Origin of the sequence: Ferrimonas balearica DSM 9799, from assembly GCF_000148645.1 — a bacterium.
GTDB classification, from domain to species: Bacteria; Pseudomonadota; Gammaproteobacteria; order Enterobacterales; family Shewanellaceae; genus Ferrimonas; species Ferrimonas balearica.
The window spans coordinates 3600879-3615140 of the sequence record NC_014541.1 but is presented as its reverse complement, the minus strand read 5'-3'; the positions used below and the strand labels follow the sequence as shown (position 1 = coordinate 3615140).

Below are 14262 nucleotides of genomic sequence, written 5' to 3'. Positions count from 1 at the left end.
AGAGGCTGAGATGGGTAAGCGCATTCTCTGTATTGATACCGAACTGACCTGCTGGGATGACCCGGCATACCAGAAGGCGCAAACCTTGGAGATCATCCAGTTTGGCCTGGCGGAGATCGACATTGAGCGGTTCTGTGTCAGCCGCACCGGCAGCTACTACATCACCAACGTACGCCATCCCGTCAGCAAATTTTGCTACCAGTTGACCGGCATCAGCCAGAGCACCCTGGATAAGCGTGGCATGCCATTGGCGCAGGCGGCGGAGCTGCTGACCACCAAGTGGGGCGTTGGCCAGCGCTGGAATGGCCTGGTCAGCTGGGGCGATGAGCGTTCCTGGATGGCGCCGGATTTTGCTGCCAAAGGGGTGGACTACCCCTTCCATAACGGCCTGCTTAACCTGGCCGATTACTACCGATTTAACTTCTGTTCGCACCGCCGGGAGCGGGCTTCACTGACCAGCGCGGCCATTCGTTACGGCGTGGAAGTGGCCCAGCCACAACACAACGCGGAAGCCGACGCCCTGACCCTGGCTAATCTGGTGATGGCGATGATTCGGGCCGGTGACCTGTACCCGGCCCTGTGCCCGGACGACGAACAGTAAGGAGCGTTATGCCTTTTCAATCTGCCCCCATTATCGACCGACTGCAGCTGGACAGCCTGCCTGCGGGCCGTCATACCTTCCGTTTTGAGGCGCTGGCCAATGGCATCGGGCAAAGCTGGCTGGTGCCGGTTCTGGTTTACCGGGGCAGTGAGCCGGGCCCCAGAGTGATGGTCACCGCCGGGGTGCATGGCGATGAACTCAATGGTGTGTTGACCGCCCAGCAACTGGGGCGGGAGCTGGATTACCGCAGCCTGCGCGGCACCGTGGTGCTGGTGCCCGGGCTCAACCCCTCCGGGATGCTGGCGCGCCACCGTGACTTTATGCCGACCGACCCGGACAGCTCCAGCTTCAACTTCAACCGCCTGTTTCCCGGCCGCGAGCAGGGCAACAGCGCCGAGCGATACCTGCACCGGTTGTGGCATGGCTTGCTCAAAGGCAACGCTGACTACGCCATCGACCTGCACACCCAGACCCGTGGCGCCCGCTACCCGCTGTTTGCTTTCGCCGATTACCGCATCCCGGCGGCGCTGGCGATGGCTCGGGCGGTGGGACCGGATTGCCTGCAGGATGACCCGGGCGAACCCGGCGTATTGGAAACCGTCTGGAATCAGCATGATGTGCCCTGCATCACCCTCGAGGTGGGCGGCGGCAGTATCGCCGAGCGCCACACCGTGCAGCGTGCGGTGGCGGGCCTGCACCGGGTGCTGCATCAGCTGGGGCTGACCGAAGCACGACCCACCCCCGAAGGGTGCGAGCCGGTCTCGGTGCCGGCAGAGGGCCGGGCCACCACTACCATCCGGGCGGAGCTGGGGGGACTGGCTCTGCCTCAGGTGGCACTGGGGCAGGCGGTGGCATTGGGGCAGCTGGTGGCGATTCAGTACGACGCTTTCGGCGCCGAAGCCCGCCACTATCACGCGCCGATTGCCGGTTGGGTGCTCAGCATCAACGATGATCCAATGCGCGAACCCGGCACTCTGCTGGTACGTTTGCTGCACAATTGATGAAAAAATGCGCGCCTGAGGGGCGCGCGTTTTGCTTTGTGAGGTCCCCCCGTTGCCCGGCTTGTGAGCAGGGTGTAGGTTTCATAACAACTCATTTTCAGTAAGGTTTTGCACGGATGTCCGACGACGCGCAGCGATTAGCTACCCGCATCACTCGCCTGGTTCAGGCGCTCTCTACCGGGGTCTACGAGCGCGATCGCGCCTTTAAGCTCTGTTTGCTGGCGGCCCTGACCGGTCAGAGCGTGTTTCTGCTGGGCCCGCCGGGGATCGGCAAAAGCCTGATCGCCCGCCGCATCATGCACGCCTTTAAAGAGGGCACCGCCTTCGAATACCTGATGAATCGCTTCTCTACTCCCGAGGAGTTGTTCGGCCCCCTCTCCATCCAGGCCCTGAAAGAGGAGGGACGTTACGTCCGCCTTACCGAAGGCTACCTGCCGGAATCCACCGTGGTGTTCCTGGATGAGATCTGGAAAGCCGGTCCGGCCATTCTGAATACCCTGCTGACCGTGGTGAATGAGAAGGTCTACCGCAACGGCAATCAGGAGATCAAAGTGCCGATGCGGCTGTTGATCACCGCCTCCAACGAGCTGCCGGATGGCGATTCCAGCCTGGAGCCGCTGTACGACCGCATGTTGCTCCGGGTCTACGCCGACAAGGTGGCAGAGAAGGGCCACTTCCAGGCGATGATCAATGACACCTCCGACGTTTACGGTGACCCGGTGCCCGAGGGGCTCAAGATCACCGAAGAGGAGTACGAGCGCTGGCAGCGGGAAGTGAAAAACGTCACCCTGCCGGAGCCGGTGTTCGAGAAGCTGTACCAACTGAAGCTGCTGGTGGACGAACGTCAGGAAGCCAACCCGGAGCTGGACCTCTACATCTCCGATCGACGCTGGAAAAAGTCGGTGTCGCTGCTGCGTGCATCCGCCTACTACAACGGCCGCATGACCGTCTCCCCCACCGACCTGCTGATCCTGCGTAACTGTTTGTGGCGCGATATGGCCACCCGTGAGCGGATCCAGGGCGTCATGAGCGAATACGCCCGGGAAGTGGCGTTTGAGCAGGGGGAAACCCAGCGTCAAATCCTGTTCCTGCAGGGCGAATTGGCGCGGTTGGAGCGCTCCCGGGCTGAAGGGATGGCGCCGGGGCTGAAGCGCACCAGCGGCCTGCGCGGTGAGCGGGTAGAACTGAATCTGGACGAGGCGCTGAAGGAGAACCGGGCGGCGGTAGGCCCCATGGTGACCCTGCTGCCGCTGATCCCCTGTGGCCCGGTCAGTCAGGAGGTTGAAGAGCCGCTGCTGCGGCTGCGGGTGGCGGAAGGTGAACTGCAGAAACGGGTGGCCGCCGGTGAAGGCACCGCCGCGGTGTTCATCAATGACCTGGAGCGCAACGCCTACCATGTTCAGCTCGGACTGGATGCGGAGCAGCGCCTGATCATCAAGGATGTGGCCGGGGCGGAGATCCCGCTGGCGGTGCTGGGTCCCTGGGCGGTCAGCCGTGACACCCGCGATGGCTGGGATAACGCGCTGGCGCACATCGTCTCGGAAACCCGCACCCTGGTGCAGGACGCCAATATCCACCGTCGCAACTTCAACGCCACCATGCCCCACAACTTTATCGATACCGACCTGACCGACATGGTGACTGACAGCCTCGATGATCTGGCTGAGCAGCTGGCGGCACTGGAGCAGGGCATCGAGCAGGCGCAGGCGCTGGGGGCGCGCATTCGGGCCGCTTACGATGCCGTTTGATACCGAACGGGAACGCCAGGATCCGGCCCAGCAACAGGCCCTGAAAAACCTGGTGGGCCGGGTGATGGACCGACAGCAACGGCAGGTGATCGGTCAGGTTCAACGGGAACGCCGCCTGCGTCATGAGGGGCTGAATCACGCGCTGGAGCGCGAGGTGACCCGCTGGGGTGACCGCCTGCAGGCGGTGGTGTTGCACCAGTCTCTGCCCGCTGCCGGGCGTCGGGAGATTACCCTGCTGGAGCGCTGTCGAGGGCTGGACCCGGAAGCGCTGGCGGAGGAGATCCCGGCGTTCCGGTTGCAGCTGAAGGGCCACTCTCCGATGGAGGGGGTGCTGCGGGGGCTGGCGGAGAAGTTACCCAAGCTGTCCCACGCTGCGCTGGAGCAGGCCCACGCGGAACTGGTGGCGCAGTGGGAGCAGAGCCTGGAGCAGCGCTATCTGGCCGAACAGTTGGCGCTGCTGGATGAACAGCGGGCCGAGCTGTTGGCGGACCTCTACCGGCGACTGGATGGCACTGAAGACCTCAGTGCACTGATCCCGGTGTCTCACCCCTCGGAAGTGGGGCGGTTGTGGGACATGGCCGATGTGCCGCTGTCCCGCCGCCAGATGAAGGGGCTGACCCAGCTGGCGGACTTCCTCGGCAAACAACCGGAGATCAAGCGTCTGGCCGACCAGATCGGCAAGATGGCCAAAGCCTCGAACCGGGGCCCGTTAAAACGGGTAAAGGAGAAAGCGATCGTCAGCGAGCAGCGTTTCAGTACGCTGCCGGAGGAGGTGGCAGGGGTGCAGCAGGGCAAAGACCTGGGCCGGCTGTTGGCGGTGGCCACCTCATTGCTCTCCAGCGAGGAGCTTGAGTTGCTGTTCTTCAAACAGCTGATCGACTCCCAGCTGCTGATCTACGAGATGAAGGGCAAGACGCCGGAGAAAGGGCACCTGAAACCGGTGTTCCGGCATCGTCACGCCGATGTGGAGGACAACGGTGGCCCCTTTATCCTCTGCATCGACACCTCCGCCTCGATGGCGGGCCAACCGGAGCGCTGCGCCAAGGCGCTGGCCCTCTCGTTGATGCGTGAGGCGGTCAAAGCCGACCGTGACTGCCGGGTGATGATCTTCTCCACCGCCGTGAAATCCTTTGACCTGCTGGGCAGCCACGGCCTGAGCCAGGCCCGGGATTTTCTCGGTTACCGTTTTCACGGCGGCACCGACATCGGCCAGTGCATCGAGCACGCCTGCGAAGCGCTGAACCTGGTGCCTTTTGCCAATGCCGATGTGGTGGTGGTCTCTGACTTTATTGCGCCGCGGCTTAAAGGCGAGGCACTGTCCTCACTGGAAGCGGCGCAGCAGCGTGGCAACCGGTTTCATGCGGTGGCGCTGTCCCGGGAGGGCAACCCGGCCCTGCTGGACCAGATGAACCATCTGTGGCCATTGGAAACCTCCATCTGGGGGCGGGTAAAAGCGCAAAAACGCTGAAAATCTCGTCCAGGCCGAGCAAGATGCTGGAGCGACCTCACGTTGTTGGGGCATAATGTGCCCGTTTTCCCATTTTTAGCGGCCAGGTAGTAGAGGAGCGCCCATGTCTTGCCACCGTATTGATGAACTGTTGGAGCTGTTGGAGCCGGTGTGGCAGAAACATCAGGATCTCAACCTGACCCAGATGCTGGCCAAACTGGCCGAAGAAGCGGGTTTCACCGGCCCGTTGGCGGAGCTGACCGACGACGTGTTGATCTACCATCTGAAGATGAAAGAGACCGGTGAGGGCAAGATGATCCCCGGCATCGCCAAGGATTATGTCGAGGACTTCGACTGGAAAGGGGCGATTCTCAAGGCCCGCGGTTTTGACGACAGCGAGCGCTGAGTCAGCACAGCCCCAATAAGCAAACACCCCGCCTTGGCGGGGTGTTTTGCGTTCTGAGCTTCAGAACTTTTTCGGTGCGAAACCGGTGACCTGTTCCAGGCCCATCTGGCGACCCAGCGCGGTCATCGGGTGCACCACCACCAGACCACGCACGGTTTTCTTCAGCTTGCCCAGGTCCGCCTGCTCCTCTTTGCTGAGAGCGCGATGGAACGGCAGGGATTGCACCTTGGCGCCCTGCTGGTTCACCTGGCGGTTCAGGGTGGTTTTCACGCTTTCGATGCGCTTGGTCAGCGCAGCAACCTCTTCATTGAACTGGTCGATAACCGGTTGGTCACCGCGGCGATGGGCCGCATCCAGTTTGCGCTTGGCGCCATTGAGCTTGTTATTGAGCTGGTGCAGCTCCTGCTTCAGTTTCATGGGGGTCCTCAGTGCGGCGCGAAGCCGGGGGAAGGTAATGGGGCAAGTATACCACTGCCCAGCCACCAAGTTTCACCTCAACGCGTTTACTTGAAGCGGGGAGAACAGCAAGGTAAATGCCCCTTAGGTGGCACAGCAGGAAATGTGAATAAAATGTTTTCTGTGCAAATGGAGTGTTGTGCAATCGATAAATGCAGAGGGATCCCACTGCGTGTGGCGCCGATTTTAGTATGGGCGCCTTGGCGAAAACGTTATAGTTTCAAACACTTCAGCCGTTCGGGTCAGGGACATGATGTCCAATCTATGAAGGGGCAGGGTTGTGCCGGTTAGTGGTCATTTCGACCGCGCTGGCTTCAGACAACCGCCATTATCAAGGATGACAGTGATGATGCACGCAGCAGTCTCTCAATACGTGTTCTCCGGTAACCCCAGCTGGTCCAATATGCTGGTGTCCGGACTCTCCACCATCTTTACCCAACACCAGTTCCATCAGGTGACCCACCTCGAAACCTTGTGGGACCTGAAGGATAACGATCTGGTGATCTACGACAAAGCCAGCCTCGGCAATCCCGCTTCCCAGCTGATCTCCCCGCTTGAACGTGGCGGCAAATGGCTGATCGTCAACTCCGACCCGCTGAATGATGAGAGCGCCGTGGGCTTTATTGCCCTGGGGTTCTCCGGCCTCATCGTCCGGGATTACACCCTGGAGATGCTGCCGCGGGCGATTCGGGCGCTGCTGGCGGACCAGCTCTGGTTCAGCCGCGAAGCGATGTCGTCGTCACTGAAGCAGTTGGTGAACGTGGGCGGGCACTGTGGCCACTCGGTCAACGTGCTGGGCGCGCAGTACCAGTTGTCGGCCAAGGAGCAGCAGGTGTTCCACTACCTGCTGCAGGGCAAAAGCAATAAGGAGATTGCGCTGGGGATGAACATCAGTCTCAGCACGGTGAAGAACCACGTCTCCAATATCCTGCAGAAAACCCACAAGCAAAGTCGGCACCAGCTCACAACCTTGCTACTTGACGGTCCTGGGGAGAAAAGGCAGGCACTCAGCGTCCCCGCCTGACCAGGACCAAATTAGGTCGAAATTGACCAGCACAATGGCCATGTGGCCAATATCAGCCACCGGGGCCCGGCAGTACATTACCTCCTGAGAGACGAATCCAAACCATGGACACCGCATCCAAAGGAGATGAATGATGAAAGCCTCTGTTGCCGCTGTAATGATGACCGCCCTGGTAACCACTGGTGCCGCTGCCAACAACTGGTCCAGCAACCCGGATGACCACCCGAATGGCGCTTCTACTTTCTACGTGGAACTGAACGGTAGCGTACCTCAGCGTTGCCAGATGTTCTCCAAGCAGGAGAAGAGCATTGAGCTGGACCTGGCCAATGGCGGTGCTGAGCAGTTCCGTTTTAAGGCCTGGTGTAACAATGACAACGCCAAAGGCATGCTGGTTGTTGGCGCCGCTGCCCTGACCAACACCAGCAACAACACTGATGTGATTCCGCTGATCGTTTCCATCAACAACGTAGAAGGCAAAATCAACGAACAGCAAAACGCGGGTACCCCTGAAAACTACCACGCGATTGAAACCGGCATCGACGTAAGCAAAAGCACCGATTCCGGCAAGGCTGGCCAGTACAACGTACTGAAGATCAAGCCGGAGCTGAACGGCTGGGAAAAAGCCGGTGAGTACAAGACCAACATGTACGTGTCTCTGTACCCGATGTAATCCCGGCGCTGACGGATTCATCAAAAACAAAGGGGCCTCAAGGCCCCTTTTTAGGAGGTTGTTATGCGGCTAGGCGCCGTTTTGCTCTCTGTGTTGCTGGGGTTTGCACCGGCACTGCAGGCGTTTGAGTTGCTGCCGATGGTGGCGTTTCTGTCTGAAAAGGGCAGCAACAGCGAACACGTCTTTCAGGTGGTCAACACCTCCGACAAGCCGTTGCCGGTCGAAGTGCAGGTTAAGTACCGCGATGTCACCGGTGATAAGCCGGAGGTGCTGCTCGATTCCGACGATTTCTTTGTGTTTCCGCCTCAGGTGCTGATCCCGCCGAGTCAGACCCAATCCGTGAAAGCCAAGTACATCGGCCAGCCCCTGTCCGAAACCCAGTCCTACCGCGTGGTGTTCAGCCAGTTGCCCATCGAGGACGAGTCTGACGCCAGTGCCATCAGCATGCTGTTTCAGGTTGGCGCGCTGGTGTTTGTCGGCCCGGACCAGACCGAACAGCGCCTGCTGGCGGAGATCCGTGACGGCAACCAGCTCTACCTGGAAAACCAGGGCACCGGGGTGGTGATCATCCCCCAGCTGAACTTCAGTGTCAGTGCCGATAACGGCCAGTACCAGTGGCAATGGGAACAAATTAAACCGTTGATCGACCGCCAGTTCCTGGCCCCTAAGCAGCACGTCAGCGTCGCAGTGGAGAGCCTGATGAAGGGCACCGTCACCCAGGCCAGTGTTGAGGTGAAGGAACGCCGCTGATGACCCTGGCCCTGGTTAAGCTGTCGGGGCGCCGCCTGTGGGGCTGGCTGGCGTTGTTGCCCCTGAGCGTATCGGCGATGACCATGACCTTGCCGCTGCAACTGGCGGGCAATGGACTGGGCGATGTGCCGGTGGTGTTCGAAGGCGTTGCAGTCTACGCGGTGGAGTTGCCGGCGCTGCAGTCGCTGTTGGGCCGTCGGGTTTCCGATGAGGTTTGGACCCTGCTGCAAAACGAGATGGGCCCGCGCCGCGAAATCCGCTTTGAGCAGCTGGAAGCGGCTGGCATCACCCTGACGCTGGATCCGGCCACCCTCTCTCTTCAGGCCAGCATCGCACCCGAAGCGCACGGGGACATCTCGGTCAACTTTGGCGAAGACACCACCCAGTTCGCGCCCAGCCCCAGCGCCGGGTTCAGTTGGCTGAACAGCTTTAATCTGGCCCATAACGAAAGCTGGCAGGACAGCGACAACAGCCGCTTCTCCAGTTTGGAGTGGCTGGCGCAGATGAACATTGGCGGCGCAGAAGGCGTCAACCTGCAACTGGCCAACTATCTGGAGCTGGAGGACGACAGTACCAGTGTGCTGCGTGGTGAGTGGCGCGCCTACTACGACAATCCCTACCAGCCTTACCGCCTGTCGGTGGGGGACATTGAGGGCGGCGTGGCCGGCCATCTTCCCGGTGGCAGCTTTGGTGGTATCGCCATCGAAAGTGATTACGCCACCCTGCAGCCGGAGCGCACCATCGGCCCCACTAACAATCAACTGCTGGTGCTGCAGGAATCCGCGGATGTGGAGATCTCCATCAACGGCCAGGTGATCTTCAGTGGCCGTCAGGAGGCGGGGCGCTTCAATCTGACCAACCTGCCGATGGCCAATGGCGCCAACGACATCGTGGTGCGCATCACCTACCTGTCCGGCCGCACCGAAACCCGGGTGTTCTCCCAGTTCTACAACAACACCCTGTTGCAGCAGGGGATGGTGAACTACGCCTTCAGTGCCGGTGTGCCGTCCCTGTTTGGTGATGATGGGGTGGAATACCAGGACGGCTGGGCCGCCAACGGCTTTGTGGAATATGGCGTTAGTGAAAACCTGACCCTGGGCCTTAACGGTGTGATCGGCCAGTACGGTTACCTTCTGGGCACCACGGCCACCATGGGCACCCGTTGGGGCAATTTCTCCGCCCGCCTGTCGGGCAGTCACAGCGACGAGTTGGACTTTGGCCATATTGCGTCACTGAGCTTTGAAAGCCGGATTATCGGCAGTGCCGAGGGCAGTGCCCCCAATTTGCGGATGACCCTGGAGCGGGCCAGCGACTTTTCCGCCCGGATGTGGGAGGAAACCCAGCAGCCCCTGAGTTACGACCGGGTGCTGGCCAACTACGTCTGGACCATCAATGAGCAGTGGGACGCCACCCTGTCCGGCTCCTACTTTAATGACGAATTTGCCGGAGAGACCCTGAGCGCGTCATCCCAGGTGAACTGGCGTTACGGCGACTTCATTCTCGGTGGCGGGGTCAGCTACAACAACGACCCGCAGCTGGAGGGGGATGAGGTCGCCTATTTTGTCACCTTCGACTGGTACTGGGCGCATCCCCAGCACGGCTATACCGTGGGCGCCAACTACAACACCCACAACAACCGGGCGCGCCTGAACGTCAGCCGCTCCAACAACGACCGGGTTGGCAGCATGGGCTTCCGGGCCCAGGCCGAATACGACGATTTCCAGGACCGGGAAACCGCGGTGCTGAACTACACCGCCAACCGGGCTCGGGTGGAAGGCGAGGTGGAGCGAAGCCGCAGTCATAGCGGTGGTGAGCCGCTCTATACCGCGTCAATCCGGGCCAATACCGCCATCGGCTTTGCGGATGGCAAAGTGGGGTGGGGACGGGCACAGCCGGGCCCCTTCCTGGTGACTCAGCTGCATCCGACACTGGAAGCGCCGGCGCAGGTGGGGGTTTCCCAAGGGGGTTACCTGGCGGAGGCAACGCCCTGGCTTGGCAGCCTGATACCGCTGGACCTGGCCTACGCCAACAACATGGTCGACATCGGTGTTGAGGACGCCCCCCTTGGGTATGACTGGGGCCAGAGCCGCTACACCCTGTCACCGGGTGCGGCCACCGGCCACTTTGTCGAAGTGGGTTCCGATAGCGCGTATACCGTGCACGGCATCCTGCTGGATGAAACCGGCGCACCGATTGGCTACCGCCAGGGCGAGTTGCAGCAGGGCGACCTGAGACTGTCTTTCTTTACCAACAAAACCGGCCGGTTCTATATCCAGGGCGCCAGCCCGGGGCGTTATACCCTGGTGGTGCTGGGCCCGCGATTCCGACCACTGTCGCTGGAGATCGCACCGTCCGATTCCAGCCTGATCAACTTAGGGACATATCACGTGGAATGCGTGAAGGAGGAGTGTCGTGACAATCCGTAGGATGATAGGACTGGCAGTATTGGCAACCTGCCTGCTGCCGCTCGGCGCCCGGGCTGAGCCCTGTGAGGGCAATTGGGAAGTGGAGTTTCGTACCGCTTCCGCCACCTCAGATCTCAAAGGCGACCGCGGTACCTGGGTGCCGGCCACGCTGCTGATGGACCGCTCGTTGGCGCGCTGTGCGCGGGAGTTTGTGCTGCAACCGGCCCGGGGAGGGCGTTTGACCCTGACCGGCCCGGCCGCCAATCCGGCCTACCAGATCACCAACGCACTGCGTCAGAACATCAGCCCCACCGGGCGGGACCGTTATGTGATGCCATTGATCGGCAAGCAGAGACTGGAGTTCTGGCTGCACATTCCCGGCGGGCGTGACCTGATGCCCGGCAACTACGCGGGGGATCTGCGCGCCCAGATCACCGGCCAGAAGGCGGAGGGGCCGCGCAACCTGAACTTTGATTTGGCGGTGGCGCCCTATGTCCGGGCCAAATTGCCCACCGAAGGCACTGGCTGGATCAGCGGAACCGGGCCGTCAGTGAAATTGGAGCTGGGCGACCTGAGTCGCACCAATCGTCAGACTCTGCCGGTGGTGGTGGAGAGCAACGGCTTTGTGCAGATGAGCCTGTCGTCCCAGAACCAGGGCTCGCTGAAGCACCTGCGCAACAGCGATATCGAGGTGCCTTACGTGGTGAAGGTGGCCAAGCGTCAGTACCAACTGACGGATCAGGTGAAGATCGACGTGGCCCAGCGGCCGGTGCGCGGTCAGCGGGTTGAACTGGTGTTTGAAAATGAGGCCCAGCCCTATGCCCGGGCGGGCAAATACCAGGATGTGGTGACCATCAGCCTGTTTGCTCGCTGAGCGGAGCAGACCCAAGTCAAAAGCCACGGCGACTGCCGTGGCTTTTTTGCTGGTTCCTGGCGGCGATCAGGCGTTCAGGGCCTGCTCCAGATCCGCCAGGATGTCGTCGATGTGCTCGATGCCCACCGACAGGCGGATCATCTCCGGGGAGACCCCGGCCTGCTTCTGCTCCGCTTCGGTCAGCTGGCGGTGGGTGGTGGAGGCCGGATGGCAGGCCAGTGACTTGGCGTCACCGATGTTCACCAGCCGCTTGAAGATGGTCAGCGCATCGTAGAACCGCACGCCCGCCTCATACCCATCCTTCAGCCCGAAGGAGAGGATGCCGGAGGGACGGCCGCCGGTGTACTTCTCCGCCAGCGGGAAGTAGGGCGATTCCGGCAAACCGGCGTAGCTGACCCAGCTGACCTTATCGTGAGCCGCCAGATACTGGGCCACCTTCAGCGCGTTCTCGGTGTGGCGCTCCATCCGCAGTGACAGGGTTTCCAGCCCCTGCAGCAGCATAAAGGCGTTCATGGGCGACAGCGCCGAACCGGTGTTGCGCAGCGGCACGGTGCGGGCCCGGCCGATGAACGCGGCATCGCCAAACGCCTCGGTGTACACCACGCCATGGTAGGCCGGTTCAGGCTGATTCAGGGCCGGGAAGCGCTCGGCGTGTTGGGCCCAGGGGAAGCGGCCGCTGTCGACGATAACGCCCCCCAGGGTGGTGCCATGGCCGCCCACGTACTTGGTGAGTGAATGCACCACAATGTCGGCGCCAAAGCTGATGGGCTTGCACAGCACCGGCGTGGCCACCGTATTGTCGACAATCACCGGCACCCCCTGGGCGTGGGCCAGCTCCGCCAGGCGCTCGATATCGACGATATTGCCCGCCGGGTTACCGATGCTTTCGCAGTACACCGCCTTGGTGTTGCCATCAATCAGTGCCGCCAGGCTCTCTGGTTGATCGTCTTTGGCAAAGCGCACTTCGATGCCCTGGCTGGGCAGCATGTGGGCGAACAGGGTGTAGGTGCCGCCATAGAGTTGCGGGGTGGAGACGATGTTGTCGCCCGCCTGCGCCAGTGTCTGGATGGCGTAGTTGATGGCGGCACTGCCCGCACTTACCACCAGCCCGGCGATGCCCCCTTCCAGCGCCGCCATGCGCTGCTCCAGCACATCGTTGGTGGGGTTCATGATGCGGGTGTAGATGTTGCCCGCCACCGACAGATTGAACAGGTCAGCGCCATGCTGGGCATCGTCGAACTCGTAGGCCACGGTCTGGTAGATGGGCGTCGCCACCGCCTTGGTGGTCGGGTCGGTCTCGTAGCCGAAATGGAGGGAGAGCGTTTCGTCTTTCATCGGGCATCCTTCGCCAACAGGGGGTCAGTCGATAATACCCGCTGGGCAAAAGATGAACAGGCCGAGGCCGATGCGCGGGGGCTATGGTTTGATAAGCGATGGCAGACGGCAATAAAAAACGGCGCCACTGGGGCGCCGTTTTCTCGGTGTGGCTGGGGGTTAGCCGGCTTCTTTGAGGGAAGCGGTCAGCTCCACAATCGCCTTCTTACCATCGCCGAACAGCATCAGGCTGTTGTCCATGGCGAACAGCGGGTTGGGCAGGCCGGCAAAGCCGGGGCTCAGAGAACGCTTCACCACCACCACGGTTTTGGCTTTGTCGACGTTGAGGATCGGCATGCCGTAGATCGGGCTGCCTTTGTCCTCACGGGCCATCGGGTTGGTCACGTCGTTGGCACCGATAACAATGGCGACGTCGGTCTGCTCGAACTGCGGGTTGATCTCATCCATCTCAACCAGCTGCTCGTAGGGCACTTCCGCCTCGGCCAGCAGCACGTTCATGTGGCCCGGCATACGTCCGGCTACCGGGTGGATGGCGTACTTCACGTCGGCACCACGGGCCTGCAGCACATCAGCCAGTTCACGCACCGCGTGTTGCGCCTGGGCCATCGCCAGACCGTAGCCCGGGACAATCACCACGCGCTCGGCGGTTTCCAGCAACATACCCACTTCGTCCGGGGAGGAGGATTTCACCTTGCCGGCGTACACCTCATCCGCATCGATGGTTTCGCCGCCTTCGGCCATCACACCAAACAGCACGTTGGGCAGGCTGCGGTTCATCGCCTTACACATGATCTGGGTCAGGATCAGGCCGGAAGCGCCTACCAGAGAACCGGAGATGATCAGCACGGTGTTGCCGCTGATAAAGCCCGCGGTCGCTGCGGCGATACCGGAGTAGGAGTTCAGCAGGGCGATCACCACCGGCATGTCGGCGCCACCAATCGGCAGCACCAGTGCCAGACCCAGCAGCAGGGCCACCGCCACCAGGGCAAACTGCCAGGTGTGGTTGGTGGGGTCGATAACGGTCATGGCCACCAGCGCCAGACCAGCCAGCAGCAGGGCTCCGTTGAGGAAGGTGTTACCGGGTACCGCGATGGGGTTACCGGAGATCTTTTCGCTCAGCTTGGCAAAGGCCACGAAGGAGCCGGACAGGGTGACGGCACCAATCAGCACGGTGATGCCGATGGAGATCATCGCCACCATGGAGGTCGCGGCGGCCGGGTCCCAGGCGTTGGCCAGCGCCACAAACAGGGACGCGCCACCACCAAAACCGTTCAGCATCGCCACCATCTCCGGCATGGAGGTCATCTGCACCCGGCGAGCCATGATGCCGCCGATGGCGCCACCCAGCACCATACCGGCGATGATCCATTCGTAGCTGATGATGTTGCGATCCAGCAGGGTGATCACCACGGCGATCAGCATACCGATGCTGGAGAGACGGTTACCCAGCACCGCAGTGCGGGGCTTGGTCAGGTTCTTGATGCCGAGGATAAACAGGACCGCGGCAACCAGGTAACTGGAGTAGATCAAGGTGTTGCTCATCGG

The 14262-nt window shown here is 61.5% G+C and carries 13 protein-coding genes; 10 read left to right on the top strand and 3 right to left on the bottom strand.

Annotation, left to right across the window (positions count from 1 at the left end; all coding sequences use genetic code 11):
- The first annotated feature begins 10 nt into the window (after positions 1-10).
- The 5 genes from FBAL_RS19705 (at position 11) to FBAL_RS16375 (ending at position 5203) form a co-directional block, all read left to right on the top strand.
- Positions 11-601, top strand: a complete 591-nt coding sequence (locus FBAL_RS19705; protein ID WP_013346708.1) for a 3'-5' exonuclease — start codon at positions 11-13, stop codon at positions 599-601.
- An 8-nt stretch (positions 602-609) separates the two neighbouring features.
- Positions 610-1602 (top strand): succinylglutamate desuccinylase/aspartoacylase family protein, encoded by a 993-nt coding sequence (locus FBAL_RS16390; protein ID WP_013346707.1) that lies wholly within the window; start codon positions 610-612, stop codon positions 1600-1602.
- 116 nt (positions 1603-1718) lie between these two features.
- Entirely contained in the window at positions 1719-3350 is a 1632-nt protein-coding gene (locus tag FBAL_RS16385) for an AAA family ATPase (RefSeq protein ID WP_013346706.1), read from the top strand.
- Positions 3340-4818, top strand: coding sequence for a VWA domain-containing protein (locus FBAL_RS16380; RefSeq protein WP_013346705.1), 1479 nt, complete (start codon positions 3340-3342; stop codon positions 4816-4818). The genes FBAL_RS16385 and FBAL_RS16380 overlap by 11 nt, the downstream gene beginning before the upstream one ends.
- Positions 4819-4921: 103 nt before the next feature.
- Positions 4922-5203, top strand: coding sequence for a YihD family protein (locus FBAL_RS16375; protein ID WP_013346704.1), 282 nt, complete (start codon positions 4922-4924; stop codon positions 5201-5203).
- A 60-nt stretch (positions 5204-5263) separates the two neighbouring features.
- Here the strand turns inward: FBAL_RS16375 and FBAL_RS16370 are convergent, their stop codons facing one another.
- Entirely contained in the window at positions 5264-5620 is a 357-nt protein-coding gene (locus FBAL_RS16370) for a YibL family ribosome-associated protein (RefSeq protein ID WP_013346703.1), read from the bottom strand.
- Positions 5621-6005: 385 nt separating this feature from the next.
- Here FBAL_RS16370 and FBAL_RS16365 point away from each other — a divergent pair, with 385 nt between their 5' ends.
- The 5 genes from FBAL_RS16365 to FBAL_RS16345 all read left to right on the top strand — a co-directional run bounded on the left by FBAL_RS16365 (position 6006) and on the right by FBAL_RS16345 (position 11382).
- Positions 6006-6683, top strand: coding sequence for a response regulator transcription factor (locus FBAL_RS16365; protein WP_013346702.1), 678 nt, complete (start codon positions 6006-6008; stop codon positions 6681-6683).
- A 130-nt stretch (positions 6684-6813) separates the two neighbouring features.
- Positions 6814-7353, top strand: a complete 540-nt coding sequence (locus FBAL_RS16360) for a hypothetical protein (RefSeq protein WP_245544359.1) — start codon at positions 6814-6816, stop codon at positions 7351-7353.
- A gap of 63 nt (positions 7354-7416) precedes the next feature.
- A complete protein-coding gene (locus FBAL_RS16355) occupies positions 7417-8103 on the top strand; it encodes a fimbria/pilus periplasmic chaperone (RefSeq protein WP_013346700.1) in 687 nt (228 codons plus the stop codon).
- On the top strand, positions 8103-10529 hold the full coding sequence (locus tag FBAL_RS16350) for a fimbria/pilus outer membrane usher protein (RefSeq protein WP_013346699.1): 2427 nt from the start codon (positions 8103-8105) through the stop codon (positions 10527-10529). Before FBAL_RS16355 ends, FBAL_RS16350 begins: the two co-directional genes overlap by 1 nt.
- On the top strand, positions 10516-11382 hold the full coding sequence (locus FBAL_RS16345; protein WP_013346698.1) for a hypothetical protein: 867 nt from the start codon (positions 10516-10518) through the stop codon (positions 11380-11382). The genes FBAL_RS16350 and FBAL_RS16345 overlap by 14 nt, the downstream gene beginning before the upstream one ends.
- 66 nt (positions 11383-11448) lie before the next feature.
- Here the strand turns inward: FBAL_RS16345 and FBAL_RS16340 are convergent, their stop codons facing one another.
- Positions 11449-12717, bottom strand: a complete 1269-nt coding sequence (locus FBAL_RS16340; protein ID WP_013346697.1) for an O-acetylhomoserine aminocarboxypropyltransferase/cysteine synthase family protein — start codon at positions 12715-12717, stop codon at positions 11449-11451.
- Between the two features lie 159 nt (positions 12718-12876).
- A complete protein-coding gene (locus FBAL_RS16335; protein ID WP_013346696.1) occupies positions 12877-14259 on the bottom strand; it encodes an NAD(P)(+) transhydrogenase (Re/Si-specific) subunit beta in 1383 nt (460 codons plus the stop codon).
- Between the last annotated feature and the right edge of the window lie 3 nt (positions 14260-14262).

Coding starts and splice junctions, on each gene's coding strand:
- FBAL_RS19705 (WP_013346708.1), top strand. CDS start 11: ATGGGTAAGCGCATTCTCTGTATTGATACCGAACTGACCTGCTGGGAT.
- FBAL_RS16390 (WP_013346707.1), top strand. CDS start 610: ATGCCTTTTCAATCTGCCCCCATTATCGACCGACTGCAGCTGGACAGC.
- FBAL_RS16385 (WP_013346706.1), top strand. CDS start 1,719: ATGTCCGACGACGCGCAGCGATTAGCTACCCGCATCACTCGCCTGGTT.
- FBAL_RS16380 (WP_013346705.1), top strand. CDS start 3,340: ATGCCGTTTGATACCGAACGGGAACGCCAGGATCCGGCCCAGCAACAG.
- FBAL_RS16375 (WP_013346704.1), top strand. CDS start 4,922: ATGTCTTGCCACCGTATTGATGAACTGTTGGAGCTGTTGGAGCCGGTG.
- FBAL_RS16370 (WP_013346703.1), bottom strand. CDS start 5,620: ATGAAACTGAAGCAGGAGCTGCACCAGCTCAATAACAAGCTCAATGGC.
- FBAL_RS16365 (WP_013346702.1), top strand. CDS start 6,006: ATGATGCACGCAGCAGTCTCTCAATACGTGTTCTCCGGTAACCCCAGC.
- FBAL_RS16360 (WP_245544359.1), top strand. CDS start 6,814: ATGATGAAAGCCTCTGTTGCCGCTGTAATGATGACCGCCCTGGTAACC.
- FBAL_RS16355 (WP_013346700.1), top strand. CDS start 7,417: ATGCGGCTAGGCGCCGTTTTGCTCTCTGTGTTGCTGGGGTTTGCACCG.
- FBAL_RS16350 (WP_013346699.1), top strand. CDS start 8,103: ATGACCCTGGCCCTGGTTAAGCTGTCGGGGCGCCGCCTGTGGGGCTGG.
- FBAL_RS16340 (WP_013346697.1), bottom strand. CDS start 12,717: ATGAAAGACGAAACGCTCTCCCTCCATTTCGGCTACGAGACCGACCCG.
- FBAL_RS16335 (WP_013346696.1), bottom strand. CDS start 14,259: ATGAGCAACACCTTGATCTACTCCAGTTACCTGGTTGCCGCGGTCCTG.